Source organism: Micromonospora sp. RTP1Z1 (genome assembly GCF_033804685.1).
Lineage (GTDB): Bacteria > Actinomycetota > Actinomycetes > Mycobacteriales > Micromonosporaceae > Micromonospora.
In genome coordinates this window covers 34,332-50,618 of the sequence record NZ_JAPFQV010000019.1, presented here as the reverse complement: position 1 = coordinate 50,618, position 16,287 = coordinate 34,332, and the positions used below count along the sequence as shown (strand labels likewise).

The window sequence follows — 16,287 nt, the reverse complement described above, 5'->3', positions numbered from 1 at the left end:
CGGTCCGGGCTCCGTCGCCGGTGCCCGGACCGCCGCACCGTGCGGTCAGGGCACCATCCAGTCGAGGACCCGCGAGCCCTGCAACGCGACCAGCACGCACATGAACAGCAGCAGGAGCAGGCTCCAGCCGAACACCTTGCGGAAGATCTCCCCCTCCCGGCCGGCCATCCCGACCGCGGCGGCGGCGATCGCCAGGTTCTGCGGGCTGATCATCTTGCCGAGCACGCCGCCGGAGGAGTTGGCCGCCGCCAGGAGCACCGGGTCCAGCCCGGCGCGGGCCGCGGTCTGCACCTGCAACGCGCCGAACAGCGCGTTGGCCGAGGTGTCCGAGCCGGTCACCGCGACCCCGATCCAGCCGAGGATCGCCGAGAGGAAGACGAACGCCCCGCCGGCCGCGGCGAGGAACGCGCCGAGGGTGTTGGTCTGTCCGGACTGGTTCATCACGTACGCCAGGGCGAGCACCGCCATCACGGTGACGATCGCGTACCGCAGCTCGACGTAGGTGCGCCCGTACGCGCGCAGCGCCCGGCCGGCGGAGACCCGCAGCACCAGGGCGGTGAGCAGGCCGGCGAGGATCATCAGCGTGCCGGCGGCGGGCAGCCAGTTGAGGGTGAAGGTGGCCGACGACAGCGGCTTGCCGTTACCGCCCAGGATGTCCAGGCCGGGCCAGCCGAACTTCACCGTCCACGGCTCCTTCGCCAGGGCCGTCTTCACCGGCCCGAGGTTGGCGACGGAGAAGATCGCGATGATGATCAGGTAGGGCGCGTAGGCGCGGGCCACCTCGGCCGGGGTGTCGGCGAGGCGGCGTCCGCCCGCCGTGGCGGCGCGAGCCTGGTCCGCGGGCCGGGGCGCCAGGTCGTCGCCGGTACGGTGCCGGCCGACGGGAGCGGACTCGTCGATGCGGTGGGCACCCGACGGGGTCTCCCCACCCGGTCCGTCCAGGGCGGGCGCGGCGGTGGTCGTACCGGAGCGGCGGCCGGCGGTGGCGCGGAGGGCGCCGGGGCCGGCCAGCTCGGCCTCGGCGGGCCCGCGGGCGGCCGGCACGGCCGCGGTCTCCGGCTCGCGGCCCAGGTCGGCGGGGGTGACCGGGCGCCAGACGCAGACCAGCAACACCACGGCGGCGGCCGAGACCAGCGCGGCGACGATGTCGGTCAGCGGCACGGAGATGTAGTTCGCCGCGACGAACTGCGCCAGCCCGAAGCTCACGCCGGCGACCAGCGCGGCCGGCCAGGTCTGCCGGATGCCGCGCCGCCCGTCGACCAGGGCCACCAGCATCAGCGGTACGACCACCGCGAGGATCGGGGTCTGCCGGCCGACCATCGCCCCGAGGGTGTCCACGGTGAGCCGGGAGTCGTCGTTGGCGCCGCTGGTTACGGTGGCCAGGGTGACGATCGGGGTGGCGAGCGCGCCGAAGGCCACCGGCGCGGTGTTGGCCAGCAGCGCCACCGAGGCCGCGTGGATCGGGCGGAAGCCGAGCGCCATCAGCATCACCACGGTGATGGCGACCGGGGTGCCGAACCCGGCGAGGGCCTCCAGCAGCGCGCCGAAGCAGAACGCGATGATGATCGCCTGGATCCGCATATCGGGGCTGACCCGTTCGAAGGAGCGGCGCAGCACGTCGAAGTGTCCGCTCTCGACGGTGAGGTTGTAGACCCAGATGGCGTTGAGGACGATCCACAGGATCGGGAAGAAGCCGAACGCGGCGCCCTCGGTGGCCGACAGCAGGGCCTGCCCGACCGGCATGGTGTAGACGGCGACCGCCACCACCAGCGCGACCGCGAGGGAGATCAGCCCGGCCAGCCAGGCCTTGACCTTCAGCACGCCGAGCAGGACGAAGAGGGTGAGCAGGGGCAGGACCGCGAAGATGGCCGACAGCGCGACGGAGTCGCTGACCGGGTCGGTGACGACGGGGAACTGGTCGAACATGGGTCACCTCGACGCTTGGGGACGGTGGCGGGTGGGTTCGGCCCTACAGCAGCTCCTCCACCGGACGGGCGCGGAGGGAGGCGTCCAGGACCTGGGCGGTGTGGGCCAGGGCGATGTCGCCGCCGGCGCGGGCCACCGAGGCGGCGACCTGCATGAGGCAGCCGGGATTGGCGGTGACGAGCAACCGCGCCCCGGTGGCCAGTACGGTGCGGGCCTTGCGGTCGCCGAGTTCGGCGGCCGGCCCGGGGTGGAGCAGGTTCCAGATCCCGGCGGAGCCGCAGCAGATCTCCGGGTCGGCGATCTCCCGCAGCTCCAGCCCGGGGATGTCGCGCAGCAGCCGGCGGGGCTGGGCGCGGACGCCCTGGGCGTGGGCGAGGTGGCAGGCGTCGTGGTACGCGACGGTCACCGGCAGCGGGTGTCGGGTGGCGACGGGACCCAGCTCGTCGAGGAGTTCGGACAGGTCGCGGACCCGGCCGGCGAAGTCGGCGGCGAGTGTGGCGTACCGGGGGTCGTCGCGGAGCAGGTGGCCGTACTCCTTGAGGGTGGAGCCGCAGCCGGCCGAGTTGACCACGAAGAAGTCGATGCCGGCGGCGGCGAACGTGTCGAGCATCCGGCGGGCGAAGCGCCGCGCCTCCGCCTCCCGTCCGTTGTGCACGCTCAGCGCGCCGCAGCAGCCCTGCCGGTCGGGCAGGATGACCACGTCGCAGCCCTCGGCGGCGAGGACCCGGACGGTGGCGGCGTTTACCTCGGGGAAGAACGCGCGCTGCACGCAGCCGGTGAGCATCCCGACGACGGCCCGCCGGGGCCCGACCGCCGGCACCCGCTGCGGCGGGCGCGCGGCCCGGCCGAGCCGGGGCGCCCGCGACTCCAGCGCCGCGAGGGTGGGCGCAAGCCGGGGCAGCAGCCCGGTCCGCCGGACCAGGCGACGCAGCCCGCTGGCCTGGTACGCGCGCAGCGGCCCACGCAGCAGCCGCAGCCGCCGCGGGTACGGGAAGAGCGCGAAGATCGCCGCGCGCAGGGCCCGCTCCAGGGGGCTGCGGGTGTGCCGGCGTTCGACCTGCTGGCGGGTGTCCTCGATGAGCCGGTCGTAGCGCACCCCGGAGGGGCAGGCGGTGACGCAGGACATGCAGCCGAGGCAGCGGTCGAAGTGGACGGCCATCGAGTCCGACAGCGGCTCGCCCTCGAGGCCCTCCTTCATCAGGTGGATCCGGCCGCGCGGCGAGTCCATCTCCTCGCCCCACAGCACGTAGGTGGGGCAGGTGGGCAGGCAGAACCCGCAGTGCACGCAGTCCGAGATCAGGTCGGCGGCGGGCGGGTGGTGCGCGTCGAAGGCGCCCTCGCCGGGCGGCCGGGCGGCCAGGCCGAGCACGTCGCGGGGTCCGCTGGCCGGGCGGGTGCCGCCGGGCGAGGTGACCGGGGCCGGGCGGTCACCGGGCTGCTGGGGAATGGGCATCAGATGCCTCCCACGAATCGGCCGGGCGCGAGCCGGGCGTCGGGGTCGAACCGCTGCTTGACCCGGCGCATCAGCGCCAAGCCGTCGACCGGCCCCCACAGGTCGATCCGGTCCCGCACGGCCGGGGGCGCGGTGAGCACCACGGCGTGCCCGGCGACGGCGGCGGTGGCCATCCGCAGCGCGTCGACCAGACCGGCGACCCGCTCCGGGTCGGCCGTGCCGGGCAGTCCGGCGTGGAGCACCCCGACGCCGGCCGAGCCGCGCAGCGCGAGCGGCAGGCCGTGCCGGTCGGCCGCCGCGCGGGCGTCGGCCAGCAGCCGCGGTACGCCGGAGAGCGCGGCGGTCAGCTTCAGCCCGATCTCCCCGTCCCGCCACGGGTGCCGCCCCCAGCCGTCGGGGGGCTCGTCCGCGGCGGTGGCGTCGCCGCCGAGCAGCCGGCGGGTGGCTTCCGCGCGGGCGGCCACCCCGGCCGGGGTGCCCTCCAACAGCACCGACACCGCCGCTCCCCCGCCGGCCGGCGCGTCCACCTCCAGGGCGGCGGGTACCAGCTGCGCGGCGCGTACGGTGGCGGCCAGCCGGCCCGCCTCGGCCGGATCGCCGACCCGGCGGGTGACGTACGCGGCGGCGGCCGGCAGCGGGTGCAGCCGGAACGCGCACTCGGTGACCAGCCCGAGCGTGCCGTACGCGCCGGTGACCAACTTGGCCAGGTCGTAGCCGGCGACGTTCTTGACCACCTTGCCGCCGGCGTGCGCGACCACCCCGTCGGCGCGGACCAGGGTGACCCCGATGAGCAGGTCGCGCACGGTGCCGTAGAGCATCCGGCGGGGTCCGCCGGCATTGGTGGCGACCGCCCCGCCGACGGTGCCGCCGGGCTGCGGCGTGTCGAGGGCGAGCTGCTGGCGGGCGCCGGCCAGGGTGGCGGCCAGTTCGTCGAGGCGGGTGCCGGCCCGGACCACGGTGATCAGGTCACCGGCGGCGTGCTCGACCACCCCGGCCAGCGCGGTGGTCTCGAGGATCAGGTCGAGCCGCCGGGGCGGGCTCCCCCACGACTGTTTCGTGCCGCCGCCGCGGAACGTCACGGCGAGGTCGAGGGCGGCGGCCGCGCGCAGCAGGGCGGCGGCCTCGGCGGTGTCGCGGGGCGCGGCCACGTAGCGGGCCGGCACCCCGGCGATCGCGTCGTGCTCACCGGCGGCCCGGACGGGGTCGGGGTCGTGCGGCCCGCCGCCGCCGGCCGCGGCGGCGCGGAGCTGGTCGAGGACCCCGTCGGCGGGCATCAGAACACCTCCGCCAGGCCGGCCTCCTGCGCGGGGTGGACCCCTTTGCGCCGGCCGGGGACCTCGCCGCAGAGCCGAGGCGTCGGGAAGACCTTGCCGGGGTTGGCCAGCCCGGCCGGGTCGAACGCGCAGCGCAGCAGCTGCATGGTGTCCAGGTCGTCGTCGGTGAACATGCGCGGCATGTACTTCGCCTTGTCCATGCCGACCCCGTGCTCGCCGGTGATCGACCCGCCGTGGCGGACGCAGAGGTCGAGGATCGCGCCGGAGACCTCCTCGGCGCGTTCGGTCTGCCCGTCGACGGACGCGTCGAACAGGACGAGCGGGTGCAGGTTGCCATCGCCGGCGTGGAAGACGTTGGCGACCCGGATGCCGCGTTCGGCGGAGAGCTCACCGATGCGGCGCAGCACCTCGGGCAGGGCGGTACGCGGGATCACCCCGTCCTGGACGAGGTAGTCGGGGCTGATCCGCCCGACGGCGGCGAACGCGGACTTGCGGCCCTTCCAGAACAACGCCCGCTCGGCGTCGTCGGCGGCGATCCGGATCTCGAACGCCCGATTGTCCCGGCAGAGCCGCTCGACCTGGTCGAACTGGGCGGCCACCTCCGGTTCCGGCCCGTCCAGCTCGACGATCAGCACGGCCCCGGCACCGGCCGGGTAGCCACAGTGCACGGCCGCCTCGGCGGCGGAGATGGCGAGCGCGTCCATCATCTCCACCGCCGCCGGCACCACTCCGGCCGCGATGATGGCCGAGGTCGCCGCGCCGGCCTGGTCGGTGGTGTCGAAGGCGGCGAGCAGGGTGCGTACGGACTCGGGCAGCCGGGTCAGCCGCACGGTCACCTCGGTGGCGATGCCGAGGGTGCCCTCCGAGCCGACGAACGCGCCGAGCAGGTCGTAGCCGGGGGCGTCGGGGGCGCGGCCACCGAGGCGTACCCGGTCGCCGTCGGGGGTGACCAGTTCGATGCCGGTGACATGGTGGGTGGTGAAGCCGTACTTGAGGCAGTGCGCGCCGCCGGAGTTCTCCGCCACGTTGCCGCCAATGGAGCAGATCTGCTGGCTGGACGGGTCCGGCGCGTAGTACCAGCCGTGCGGGTTCGCGGCCCGGCTGACCGCCAGGTTGATCACGCCGGGCTGCACCACGGCCCGCTCGTCGGACGGCGCGATCTCCAGGATGTCCCGCATCCGGGAGGTGACGATCAGGACGCCGTCGGCATGCGGCAGCGCCCCGCCGGACAGCCCGGTGCCGGAGCCGCGGGCGACGAACGGCGTGCCGGCGGCGACGCAGGCCCGGACCACGGCGGCGCACTGCCCGGCGTCGGCCGGCAGCACCACGAGCGCCGGCACGACCTTGTACTGGGCCAGCCCGTCGCACTCGTAGGTGCGCAGCTCCTGCCGGTCGCTGATCACCCGGTCGGCGCCGACTGCGGCCCGCAGGGCGGCGGCCAGAGCGTCCAGGTCCGTCGTGGTCGTGCTCATCGCCCACCTCCGCGTCGCGTCGGTCGTCGGTCAGGGCATCCGTTCGCACGCGGGCACGGTGAGGAAGTCGGCGAAGTCGTCGGCGACGGCGACCTCCATGAACAGCGCCCGCGCCTCGGCGTAGTCGCCCGGTTCGCCGGGGAGCTTGCCGATCTCGGCGTCGGCGATCCGCTCGACCAGCTCCTTCGTGACCCGCTCGCCGGTGTCGTCGAGGGTGACGCCGTTGTGCAGCCACTGCCAGACCTGGCTGCGGGAGATCTCCGCGGTGGCGGCGTCCTCCATCAGGTTGAAGATGGCCACCGCGCCGGAGCCGCGCAGCCAGGCGGTCAGGTACTGCACGCCGACGCTGACCGCGTTGCGCAGCCCCGCCTCGGTGTGCTGCCCGGGGGTGGACGCGACGTCGAGCAGCTGGGCCGCGGTGACCCGGACCTCCTCGCGGGTGCGGTCGAGCTGGTTCGGCCGGTCGCCGAGCACCCGGTCGAAGACCTCCCGGCAGATCGGCACCAGGTCGGGGTGGGCGACCCACGAGCCGTCGAAGCCGTCGCCGGCCTCCCGGGTCTTGTCGTCGCGGACCTTGGCCAGGGCGGTCTCGTTGACCTGCGGATCCCGCCGGCTGGGGATGAACGCGGCCATCCCGCCGATGGCGTGCGCGCCGCGTCGGTGGCAGGTCCGCACCAGCAGCTCGGTGTACGCGCGCATGAACGGCACGGTCATCGTCACCGCGTTCCGGTCGGGCAGCAGGAAGTCCGCGCCCCGGGTACGGAACTTCTTGATCACGCTGAACATGTAGTCCCACCGGCCGGCGTTCAGCCCGGCGGAGTGCTCGCGCAGCTCGTAGAGGATCTCGTCCATCTCGAACGCGGCCGGGAAGGTCTCGATCAGCACGGTGGCCCGGATGGTGCCGCGCGGGAGACCGAGCCGGTCCTGGGCGGCCAGGAACACGTCGTTCCACAGTCGCGCCTCGACGTGGCTCTCCATCTTGGGCAGGTAGAAGTAGGGCCCGGCGCCCCGGTTGAGCTGCCGGTGGGCGCAGTGGAAGAGGTAGAGCCCGAAGTCGACCAGGCTGCCGGAGGTGCGCTCGCCGTCGACCAGGAGGTGCTTCTCGGTGAGGTGCCAGCCGCGCGGGCGTACCACGATCGTGGCCAGCTCGCCGTCGTGCAGCGCGTACTGCTTGCCCTCCGGGGAGGTGAAGTCGAGCTTGCGGTCGATGGCGTCGCGCAGGTTGAGCTGACCGGAGACGACGTTCTCCCAGAGCGGGGTGTTGGCGTCCTCGTGGTCGGCCAGCCACACCTTCGCGCCGGAGTTCAGGGCGTTGATGGCCATCTTCGCGTCGGTGGGGCCGGTGATCTCGACGCGGCGGTCGACCAGGCCGGGTGCCGGCTCGGCGACCCGCCAGTCGGCCTCGCGGATTTCCCGGGTCTCGGGCAGGAAGTCAAGCAGCGCGCCGTCGGCCAGCTCGGCCTCGCGTCGCCGCCGGCGGTCGAGCAGGTCCCGGCGGCGCGGGTCGAAGGCGCGGTGCAGATCGGCGAGGAAGGCCAGCGCCTCCGGGGTGAGGATCTCGTCGTACCGGGGGTGCATCGGTCCCGTGACCTCGACGCCGGCGGGGTTGGTCATCGGCTCGCTCCTCACCGTGACATGTGTCGCGATCTATCCGGTGTGCTCCTGCCGACTGTAGTTCTCGCTGGTCGGGGCCGCGACCTGAGCGACGGCACAGCCGCCGGGAGCGGTCGGCCCGGTGCGGCGAACGGTGCCTCCCGGGCGGCGAGCGGCAGGTCCGCCCGGCTGACCATCCATTCTGGAGGCACTACCACCGCCGGCGGTCGCCCCCTTTCGGTCACGCCGACGGGAGCGGGTTCGGGCACCGGCCCGTAGTGCGGCATCGGGGCCGTCGGCCTGCTCCCCGAGGTTTCCGACATGGAGGACAGGAGTGGTCGCACCGGGCGAGCGGGAACGACGGCCCCAGCGGGCGCAAACCGGACGGACGACCCAGCCAGGGCCACGGCTGCCGGGCGCTACGGGCGGTCCTGGGTGGGCATTTCCGCAGCTCCCCGGCGGGAGGGGGAACACGTGACGGCAATGAAGATTTCTCATTTACACCGGACGGGCACCCCAACCCTCCTAGTGTTGGCCACACCGGTGCTAGTCACGGAGTTGGCCACCCGAACGACGTCCCACGCAGACAGCGGACGAAAAGTGAGGGAAGACGCGCATGAAGGCAAAGACAGTTCTCGGAACAGCGGCGGTCGGCGTGGGCCTCGGCACACTCCTGCTCCCGGTCGCCGCACTCGCGGACACCACCGTCTCACCAGCGACCACCCCGGTCGGCGGCACGGTCGTGCTCACCTCGACCTGCAACCCGAAGGCGGGTGACGCGATCTTCCACGTCACCGGGCCCAACCGGGACGAGAACGTCCGCTCGACCACCGCCGCCGCGGGCGGCGGCCTGAGCGCCGAACTCTTCACCGCCGGGTTCACCCTCGGCACGTACACGGTCACGACGACCTGTGGCGACGGCAGCGCCGGCGGCACCGCGCAGTTCACCGTCACGCCGATCGGCGGCGCGCCGGCCGGCGCCGGTGGCAAGGGACCGGACACCGGTGTCCTCGTCGCGGGCGGCACGCTGGCCGCCGGTGCCGTCGCCGGCGGGACGTACGTGCTGCTCCGCCGCCGGCGCCGCGCCTCCGTCGTCGCCTGAGACGTCGCCACACACCATCCCTTGTGCAACGGTGCCCGCGCCGGCGTGATCGGTGCGGGCACCGCGCCCACGTCGGACGGAGGTGGGAACCTGTCGCCGCAGCACAATCCCGAGCGCGGGTCGTCGCGGGCCCGCACCGCCGCGGTGGTCGCGGCCGTCACGCTGACCGGCGCGACCGGGGCCGGGCTGGTCGCCGCCGGCCTGGGCACCACGGCCGTCCGGCCGCCCCAGCCGGGCGCCTCGGCCGCCCCGACGGGCGAACGCTCCGGCTCGCCCGGGCCGGTGCTGCCCCGGTCCGAACCGGTCCGGATCACCATCCCCCGGATCGGCGTCGACGCGGAGATCGTCCCGGTGGACACCGACAGCGACGGCGCCCTGGAGGTACCGCCGTTGGACCGGCCCGAGGTGGCCGGCTGGTACCGCCGCGGCGCCACGCCCGGCGAGGCCGGCAACGCGGTGCTGGTCGGGCACGTCGACTCGCAGACCGGTCCGGCCGTCTTCTTCGACCTCGGCCGGCTCCGGCCCGGCGACACCGTCCAGGTCACCCGCGCCGACGGGCGGGTCGCCACGTTCACCGTGGACGGTGTCGGGGCGTACCCGAAGGAGCGGTTCCCCACCAAGCGGGTGTACGGCGGCGACGCGGTGGCCCGGCTGCGGCTGATCACCTGCGGCGGCCGGTTCAACCCCCGCACCGGCAACTACCCCGACAACATCGTCGTCTTCGCCACGGCCACGCGCTGACCGCCCCGACGGCACGTGCCGTACGGTAGGCCGTCAGTTCCCGGCGGGGCGGAGGTGCGCGGTGGACCGGACGGCGGTACGGACCCGGCGGGGGCCGCGGCTACCCGCCCTGCTCGGCCGGCTGCTCGGCCGCCCGGCCCGCGCGGCGGCCACGCCGACCGCCCGACGGTCCAACCCGGACGCCGTGGTGGACTGCGCCGTCTACGTCAGCGGCCGGCGGGAGCCGGGGCGCCCGCACTACGCCGACGCGTACGCTCGCAGCCGCCGCACCCGGCGCTCCTTCGTCTGGCTGGGCCTGCACGAGCCGGGGGCGGCGGTGATGGCGGCGGTCGGCCGCACCTTCGGGCTGGACGAGCTGAGCGTGGCGCAGGCCCTCGCCGACGGGCACCGTCCCACCGTCCAGCGGCACGGCGACGTCACCGTGCTGGTCCTGCGCACCGCGAGCTACGTCGAACACACCGAGCTGACCGACACCTCAGAGGTGATCGACACGGGGGACGTGATGGTCTTCCTCGGCGACCGCTTCGCGATCACCGTCCGGCACGGCGCGTCCGGCGCCCTCGCCCCGGTCCGGGAGGACATCCAGCGCCGCCCGGGTGTGCTGGCCGAGGGACCGTGGGCGGTGGCGTACGCGGTCAGCGCCCGGATGGTGGAGCTCTACCTGGAGGTCTCCGGGCACCTGGAGCGGGACCTGGAACGCGTCGAGGAGAGCGTCTTCGCCCGCGACCGGGGCGCCGACATCCAGCACATCTACCAGCTCAAGCGCGAGGTGGTGGAGTTCAAGCGGGCGGTGCTGCCGTTGCAGACGCCGCTGCGGACCCTCGTCGAGCAGCGCGACGGCGGGCCGCCGCCGGCGCTGCAGCGCTGGTTCGTCGACGTGGACGGGCGGCTGACCCGGGCGGTGGACCGGATCGGCGGGTACGACGACCTGCTCAACTCGATCCTCCAGTCCCGGCTGGCGCAGCTCGCCGTGGACCAGAACAACGACATGCGCAAGATCGCCGCCTGGGCGGCCATCGCCGCCACCCAGACCGCGGTGGCCGGCGTCTACGGCATGAACTTCGCCCACATGCCGGAGCTGGGCTGGCGCTACGGCTACGGGGCGGCCCTGCTGGTGATGGCCCTGGCCGCGGTCACCCTGTACCGGTTGTTCCGCCGCTCCGGCTGGCTCTGACGCCCGCCCCGGCCGGGCGGGTGCGCTCGTCACGGCTCGTCCAGGTCGGCCAGCTCGTGATCGAGCAGCTCGGCGAGCCGGGCGAACCGTCCCGGGTACGACAAGGCGGTCATGCCGCGGCTGGGCATCTCCACCGACCAGGTCCAGCAGCGGGTCGCCGTGGAGGTGTCGCTCGCCGTCGACCAGGCCGGTGAGCCGAGGCTCACCGTCCGGGCCGGCCACGGCGAGGACGTTGCCGCCCAGCCGTCGAAGTGCAGCGGCGAGGGGCCCCTAAGCTGGCGAGCATGTTGTGGCAGCGGTACGTGGCGATCGGCGACAGCACCACCGAAGGGCTGGACGACCCGGACGGCAACGGCGGCTACCGGGGCTGGGCGGACCGGTTCGCCCTGGCGGTGGCCCGCGCGCAGGGCGGCCTGGAGTACGCCAACCTGGCCATCCGCGGCCGTACCACCGCGCGGATCCGGGCCGAGCAGTTGCCGGCGGCGCTGGAGCTGGCGCCGGACCTGGCTACCGTGGTGGCCGGGATGAACGACGTGCTGCGGCCGTCGTTCGACCCCGACCGGATCGCCGAGGACGTCGGCGCGATGCAGCGGGCGCTGGTCGGCCAGGGTGCCACCGTGCTCACCTTCACCCTGCCCGACCCGGCGCGGGTGATGCCGCTGGCCCGGCCGCTGCGCGGCCGGGTGGCGGCGTTCAACGCGGCGGTCCGGGCGGTCACCGCCGAGACCGGCGCCACCCTGCTCGACCTCGGGGCGCACCCGGTGGCCTCGGACCCGCGCCTGTGGAGCGACGACCGGCTGCACGCCAACAGCGCCGGCCACGAGCGGATCGCCGCCGCGCTCGCGCACACCGCCGGCCTGCCCGGCTACGACGACTCGTGGACACACCCGCTGCCGGTGGCCGCCCGCCGGCCCCGCCACGACGTGGTCCGCGCCGAGCTGGCCTGGACCCGGCGGCACCTGCTGCCCTGGCTGGCCCGGCACCTGCGCGGCCGGTCCTCCGGCGACGACCGGGTGGCCAAGCGCCCGGTGCCGCTGCCGGTCGAGCTGCCGTAACGGCAGCGCCGGTCGTGCGGCGGCGGGCGGGGTCGCATAGGTTGACCGGATGCGCCTGCCCCTGCTCACCGGCGCCCTCGCCGCCTCGCTCCTGGTCACCCTCGGCGGCTGCGCGGGCGACGACGGGTCGTACGCGCCGCTGCGTCACCCGTTCCGCGGCGCGAGACTGCTGGTCGACGCGGACAGCCCGGCCGCGCACTGGCGGCGCGACCACGACGCGCCCTGGCTGGATCCGATCGCCAACACCCCGCAGGCGCGCTGGTTGACCGGCCCGGAGGAAATTCCCGACCTGGCCGGGGTGCTTGCCGCGGCGCGGCGACAGGGCGCCCTGCCGGTGGTGGTGATCTACCACGTGCCGAATCTCGACTGCGCCGGTGGCGGCGCCCGGGACGCGACGGCGTACGCGCGTTTCATCGACCAGGTGGTCGACGCGCTCGGCGACCGTCGGGCGGCGGTGATCCTCGAACCGGACGCGGTCGCCGCCGAATGTTTCGACGACGCCCGGGCGAAGCTGCTGGCCCGCGCGGTCCGGGTGCTCGCCGACGCCGGCCACCACGTCTACCTCGACGCCGGGCACCCGCGCTGGAACGGTCCGCGGGAGACGGCCGAGCGGCTGCGCCGCGCGGGCGTCGTCCGGGCGGAGGGCTTCTCGGTCAACGTGTCCAACCGGCAGCCGACCGCCGACAGCCACCGCTGGGGGTTGGCGGTGTCCGACCTGGTCGGCGGCCGCGAGATGGTCATCGACACCTCCCGCACCGGGCTGCCGGCGCCGCCGGACGACCAGTGGTGCAACGCCACCCCGCAGGCACTGGGAGCACCGCCCACCACCGCTCCCCAGCTGGAGCGGGTGGCCGCGTTGCTGTGGGTGAAGAGCCCGGGCGAGTCGGACGGCCCGTGCGGGCGGGACGAACCGGCTGCCGGTGTCTTCTCCCCCGCGCAGGCCCGCGCGCTGATCGCGGACGCGCCCTGGCTGCCGGCGTCGGCCCGGCAGGCGGCCCGGGCCGCGACGGCGCCGCTCACCTGATCCGCCGTCATCCGGCCGTGGGCTGGGCCGCGACCTCCCCGGTTCGGCGCAGCTTCTGCCACTTCAGCGCGCCCCCGCTCAGCGCCGTGACCACCGAGTGCACGAGGACCAGGTACAGCACCTGGCGGTAGACGAACTGCTGCAACGGCAGCGCCCAGAGCGGGCGCAACGGCTCCTGGTCGAGGCGGAACGCGAGGATCGCGGTGATCACCTGGATGGACAGGAGGGCGAGCCAGGCGATGACCGTCTCGTACCGGTCGAGGAAGAACAGCCCGTACACGGCGAAGATGTCGACCACCGGCGCGAGCAGCGGCAGCAGCACCGAGAACAGGGCGATGAACGGCAGGCCACGCCGGCCGAAGCGACCGGACGGACCACGCTCGATCAGGGCCCGCCGGTGCCGCCAGAGCGCCTGCATGGTGCCGTAGCTCCACCGGTAGCGCTGCCGCCACAGTTCCGGCAGGGTGCTCGGCGCCTCGGTGCGGGCGACCGCCGTCTCCTCGTACACCACCCGCCAGCCGGCCCGGTGGATGCCGATGGTGAGGTCGGTGTCCTCGGCCAGCGTCGCCCGGCTCAGCCCGCCGGCGGCCCGGACGGCCTCCCGGCGGAACGCGCCGAGGGCGCCGGGGATGGTGGGCATGCAGCGCAGCGTGTCGTAGAGCCGCCGGTCGAGGCTGAACCCGATGACGTACTCGATGTGCTGCCAGCGGCCGATCAGCCGGCGGCGGTTGCCGACCTTGACGTTGCCGGCGACGGCGCCGACCCGCGGGTCGGCGAAGGGCTGCACCAGGCGGTGGATGGCGTCCGGTTCCACCACGGTGTCGGCGTCCACCATGACCAGCAGATCGTGCCGGGCCAGCGCGACGCCGGCGTTGAGCGCCCCGGGCTTGCCGCCGCCCGGCACCCGGACCACCCGCACGTTGGGCAGCCCGAGCCGCTCCACCTCCTCCGCCGTGCCGTCGTCGGAGTCGTCGTCGATGACCAGCACCTCAATGTCGGGGTGGGTTCCGGCGGCCAGCGACCGGACCGCCGCCGCGATGGTGGTGTGCTCGTTGTACGCCGGCACGATCACCGTGACCGGCTCGGTGATCCGGTCACCCCACGACCAGGTGGGCGCGCGGCGGCGGCGGGCGTGGGCCACGGCGTAGCCGAAGAGCAGCAGGGTGCGAGCCAGGGTGAGCAGGCCGACGACGATCAGCAGGAGCCAGAGCCCGCGTACGGTGGCGTCGGCGATCCGCACCGCCCAGACGAGCAGTCCGCCCTGGACCTTGTCGGCGGTGCCGGCGGGGGCGGCGGCGGGCCAGCCGACCCCCTGGGAGACGGTGGTGAAGCGGTAGCCCCGGGCCTGCATCTCGGGGATGAAGCGGTCCAGGGCGGCCACGGTCTGGGCGCGGTCGCCGCCGCTGTCGTGCAGCAGGACGATGGCGCCCCGGTCGCCTCGGGGGGTGGAGTTGCGGACGATCGCGGCCGGGCCTGGCCGGGCCCAGTCCTGGCTGTCGGTGTCCTCGAAGACGGAGACGTAGCCCTGCCGTCCGGAGTCCCGCACGACCGGCCAGTCCGAGTCGTCGACCGCGTCGACTCCGCTGGAGTACGGCAGCCGGGCCAGCGGGGTGGTGACCCCGGTGCTGTAGCCGATGACCGCCTCGGTCTGGGAGTACTCCAATCGGCGCCGCCAGGACGGCAGGTTCGTCAACTCCGGGTGCGTGAAGGTGTGGATGCCCAGCTCGTGGCCCTCGCGGACGATCCGCCGGGTGATGTCCGGGTGCCGGCTGACCTGGGAGCCGATGACGAAGAACGTGGCCGGGGCGTGGTGCCGGCTGAGCACGTCCAGCACCTTCGGGGTCCACACCGGATCGGGGCCGTCGTCGAAGGTGAGCGCGATCGTCCGGGCCGGCATCCGCCGCGCGTCGAGCTTCCCGCTGCGCAGGTCGACGACCGTCCCGCCGTCCCGCACCGCCGCCGGCACCGAGGCCGTGCTCTCCGGGCCGGTGCGCTTGTTGTCCGGGATGAAGCGCGAGTTGGCGTACGCGCCGACGGCGAGCACGTTGACCAGAATGAAGGTGGCCACCGCGGCGAACACCCACCGCTGCCGGGCACGCCGTCGTTGCCGGGTGGGCTCCGGTGGCGGGGGCGTGAGGTCGCCGGTGCCGCCGATCCGCTGCCCGCCGCGCCAGAGCGCCATCAGGCGGCCATCCGCGGCCCGAGAACCTCCGCGCCCTGGCTCACCCAGAGCGCCCCGAGCAGGAGCAGGGCCAGCAGCACCACGACGGAGACGACGCGCCGGAGCAGCCGGGCCCGGCGGCCGGAGCGGTCCACGAAGATCGCGGCGGTGACGTCGGACGCCTGGAGCATCTGCGTGGCACCGTCGACGCCGGTCCGCTCCGGCGTCGCGGGCATGGCCACCACCCCCCTCGCGGGGGCGGCCACGCCGGCCGGCGGCACCGGCTGCACGTCGGGGCGCACCGGCATGGTGCCGGGCGGCGCCGTGGCGGGAGGCTGCGGCGGTGCCGCTTCGCCGGGCGGCACCGGGGCGGCGGCGACGGCCGCCACACCGATGTGCGGGGCGGAAGCGACGCCGGGCGCTGTCGCCGTTCCCCGGGCGACGGGTGGCCCGTCAGTCCGTGATGGCCCGCGCCCGGGCTCGCCGGGCACGGACACGCGGGCGACATAACGCTTCTGCATGTTCCCACGCTATGCAGGAATCCGGCACTCCACATGATCAACTGAGCGATGGGTCGGCCCGAGGGAGCACCCCGTCGCACCGACCGGAAAGGATCATCCCGCGACAGCCGTGGCAGGCAAGGCGAAACCGGCTCGCGCCGCCCCTTCGGCCCACGAGGCATGTCGTTGTCGTGTCCTCGGTCACCCGGGTCGTAGCTACAGAGGTCACCCGCCGGCCATCAGGACCGGTCGGGTCGCCGACATGGGCCGCCCCGACCGCCGCGGGGTTGACCGCCAGCAGCGCAGCGGCCAGCCGCAGTGCGGCGCGCCACCCAGAGCGGCAGCACCAGGCCGGCGAGCGCGGCGAGCCGGGCCGCGCGCGGGTCCCCACCCGCGCGCAGCCGGCCCTCCTTCTCGTCGAGCAGGGCGGCGTGGATCCGGGGCGCCTCGGCGAGCTCGGCCCGACGGACCTGGGCGGCCTGAAGCTCGCGGCGCAGCGTCCGCAGCCGGGCCCGGGCGTCCTCCTCGCGGCGGCCGGCGCGGTCGGCCTCGGCACGCTCGCGGGCCAGGTCGTCCTGACGGGTTCCGCGCAGCGACGCCAGCAGCCGGATCGCCGTACGGTGTTCCAGCCGCTCGACGTCGCCGCGCTGACGGACGTGCTCCCGCCCGACCTCGGCGAGCAGCCGCTCGGCGTCGTCGATGCGCCGTCGCAGGTCGTCGGTGCGCCGGCCGACCGCCTCGTACTCGCGGAGCTGGTCCACGGCCTCGGCGAGCCATCGCTCGCTCTCCTCGTTCACGTCGTCATTGCACAC

14 protein-coding genes are annotated in these 16,287 nt (G+C 74.7%); 5 read left to right on the top strand and 9 right to left on the bottom strand.

All coding sequences use genetic code 11. The annotated features are described in order from the left end of the window. Positions 1 to 45 precede the first annotated feature (45 nt). From SLP03_RS12405 to aceB, 5 genes are read right to left on the bottom strand one after another with little or no spacing between them, the layout of a single operon-like run. Positions 46 to 1,926, bottom strand: coding sequence for an L-lactate permease (locus tag SLP03_RS12405; RefSeq protein ID WP_319460715.1), 1,881 nt, complete (start codon positions 1,924 to 1,926; stop codon positions 46 to 48). A 43-nt stretch (positions 1,927 to 1,969) separates the two neighbouring features. After that, positions 1,970 to 3,379, bottom strand: a complete 1,410-nt coding sequence (locus tag SLP03_RS12400; RefSeq protein ID WP_319460714.1) for a (Fe-S)-binding protein — start codon at positions 3,377 to 3,379, stop codon at positions 1,970 to 1,972. Continuing rightward, entirely contained in the window at positions 3,379 to 4,653 is a 1,275-nt protein-coding gene (locus tag SLP03_RS12395) for an FAD-binding oxidoreductase (protein WP_319460713.1), read from the bottom strand. The genes SLP03_RS12400 and SLP03_RS12395 overlap by 1 nt, the downstream gene beginning before the upstream one ends. Further along, the gene (locus SLP03_RS12390) at positions 4,653 to 6,125 is read right to left on the bottom strand and encodes an FAD-linked oxidase C-terminal domain-containing protein (protein ID WP_319460712.1); all 1,473 of its coding nucleotides are present in this window, start codon (positions 6,123 to 6,125) and stop codon (positions 4,653 to 4,655) included. Before SLP03_RS12390 ends, SLP03_RS12395 begins: the two co-directional genes overlap by 1 nt. Positions 6,126 to 6,155: 30 nt before the next feature. Then, positions 6,156 to 7,739, bottom strand: coding sequence for a malate synthase A (gene aceB, locus SLP03_RS12385; RefSeq protein ID WP_319460711.1), 1,584 nt, complete (start codon positions 7,737 to 7,739; stop codon positions 6,156 to 6,158). Positions 7,740 to 8,334: 595 nt separating this feature from the next. Between aceB and SLP03_RS12380 the strand changes: the two genes are divergently transcribed. The 3 genes from SLP03_RS12380 (at position 8,335) to SLP03_RS12370 (ending at position 10,735) form a co-directional block, all read left to right on the top strand. Next, positions 8,335 to 8,820 carry a hypothetical protein gene (locus SLP03_RS12380; RefSeq protein WP_319460710.1) on the top strand — a complete coding sequence of 162 codons (486 nt, stop codon included), beginning with the start codon at positions 8,335 to 8,337 and terminating at the stop codon, positions 8,818 to 8,820. 90 nt (positions 8,821 to 8,910) lie between these two features. Continuing rightward, a complete protein-coding gene (locus SLP03_RS12375; protein WP_413644510.1) occupies positions 8,911 to 9,561 on the top strand; it encodes a class F sortase in 651 nt (216 codons plus the stop codon). Between the two features lie 61 nt (positions 9,562 to 9,622). Further along, entirely contained in the window at positions 9,623 to 10,735 is a 1,113-nt protein-coding gene (locus tag SLP03_RS12370; protein ID WP_319460708.1) for a magnesium and cobalt transport protein CorA, read from the top strand. Between the two features lie 29 nt (positions 10,736 to 10,764). On the opposite strand, the gene SLP03_RS12365 is transcribed toward SLP03_RS12370, so the two are convergent. Beyond that, on the bottom strand, positions 10,765 to 10,941 hold the full coding sequence (locus tag SLP03_RS12365) for a hypothetical protein (RefSeq protein ID WP_319460707.1): 177 nt from the start codon (positions 10,939 to 10,941) through the stop codon (positions 10,765 to 10,767). Between the two features lie 78 nt (positions 10,942 to 11,019). Between SLP03_RS12365 and SLP03_RS12360 the strand changes: the two genes are divergently transcribed. Together SLP03_RS12360 and SLP03_RS12355 are read left to right on the top strand one after the other, a co-directional pair. Continuing rightward, positions 11,020 to 11,790, top strand: coding sequence for an SGNH/GDSL hydrolase family protein (locus SLP03_RS12360; RefSeq protein ID WP_319460706.1), 771 nt, complete (start codon positions 11,020 to 11,022; stop codon positions 11,788 to 11,790). Between the two features lie 49 nt (positions 11,791 to 11,839). Then, entirely contained in the window at positions 11,840 to 12,814 is a 975-nt protein-coding gene (locus SLP03_RS12355) for a glycoside hydrolase family 6 protein (protein ID WP_319460705.1), read from the top strand. 7 nt (positions 12,815 to 12,821) lie between these two features. Here the strand turns inward: SLP03_RS12355 and SLP03_RS12350 are convergent, their stop codons facing one another. From SLP03_RS12350 to SLP03_RS12340, 3 genes are all read right to left on the bottom strand, one after another. Beyond that, positions 12,822 to 14,996 (bottom strand): bifunctional polysaccharide deacetylase/glycosyltransferase family 2 protein, encoded by a 2,175-nt coding sequence (locus tag SLP03_RS12350; protein WP_319460704.1) that lies wholly within the window; start codon positions 14,994 to 14,996, stop codon positions 12,822 to 12,824. Then, positions 14,996 to 15,496, bottom strand: coding sequence for a hypothetical protein (locus tag SLP03_RS12345; protein WP_319460703.1), 501 nt, complete (start codon positions 15,494 to 15,496; stop codon positions 14,996 to 14,998). The genes SLP03_RS12350 and SLP03_RS12345 overlap by 1 nt, the downstream gene beginning before the upstream one ends. Before the next feature lie 218 nt (positions 15,497 to 15,714). Beyond that, positions 15,715 to 16,272 (bottom strand): hypothetical protein, encoded by a 558-nt coding sequence (locus SLP03_RS12340; protein WP_319460702.1) that lies wholly within the window; start codon positions 16,270 to 16,272, stop codon positions 15,715 to 15,717. Between the last annotated feature and the right edge of the window lie 15 nt (positions 16,273 to 16,287).

What these genes read in the sequence shown, in the direction of transcription:
- SLP03_RS12405 (WP_319460715.1), bottom strand. Translation starts at nt 1,926, where the DNA reads ATGTTCGACCAGTTCCCCGTCGTCACCGACCCGGTCAGCGACTCCGTC.
- SLP03_RS12400 (WP_319460714.1), bottom strand. Translation starts at nt 3,379, where the DNA reads ATGCCCATTCCCCAGCAGCCCGGTGACCGCCCGGCCCCGGTCACCTCG.
- SLP03_RS12395 (WP_319460713.1), bottom strand. Translation starts at nt 4,653, where the DNA reads ATGCCCGCCGACGGGGTCCTCGACCAGCTCCGCGCCGCCGCGGCCGGC.
- SLP03_RS12390 (WP_319460712.1), bottom strand. Translation starts at nt 6,125, where the DNA reads ATGAGCACGACCACGACGGACCTGGACGCTCTGGCCGCCGCCCTGCGG.
- aceB (WP_319460711.1), bottom strand. Translation starts at nt 7,739, where the DNA reads ATGACCAACCCCGCCGGCGTCGAGGTCACGGGACCGATGCACCCCCGG.
- SLP03_RS12380 (WP_319460710.1), top strand. Translation starts at nt 8,335, where the DNA reads ATGAAGGCAAAGACAGTTCTCGGAACAGCGGCGGTCGGCGTGGGCCTC.
- SLP03_RS12360 (WP_319460706.1), top strand. Translation starts at nt 11,020, where the DNA reads ATGTTGTGGCAGCGGTACGTGGCGATCGGCGACAGCACCACCGAAGGG.
- SLP03_RS12355 (WP_319460705.1), top strand. Translation starts at nt 11,840, where the DNA reads ATGCGCCTGCCCCTGCTCACCGGCGCCCTCGCCGCCTCGCTCCTGGTC.
- SLP03_RS12350 (WP_319460704.1), bottom strand. Translation starts at nt 14,996, where the DNA reads ATGGCGCTCTGGCGCGGCGGGCAGCGGATCGGCGGCACCGGCGACCTC.
- SLP03_RS12345 (WP_319460703.1), bottom strand. Translation starts at nt 15,496, where the DNA reads ATGCAGAAGCGTTATGTCGCCCGCGTGTCCGTGCCCGGCGAGCCCGGG.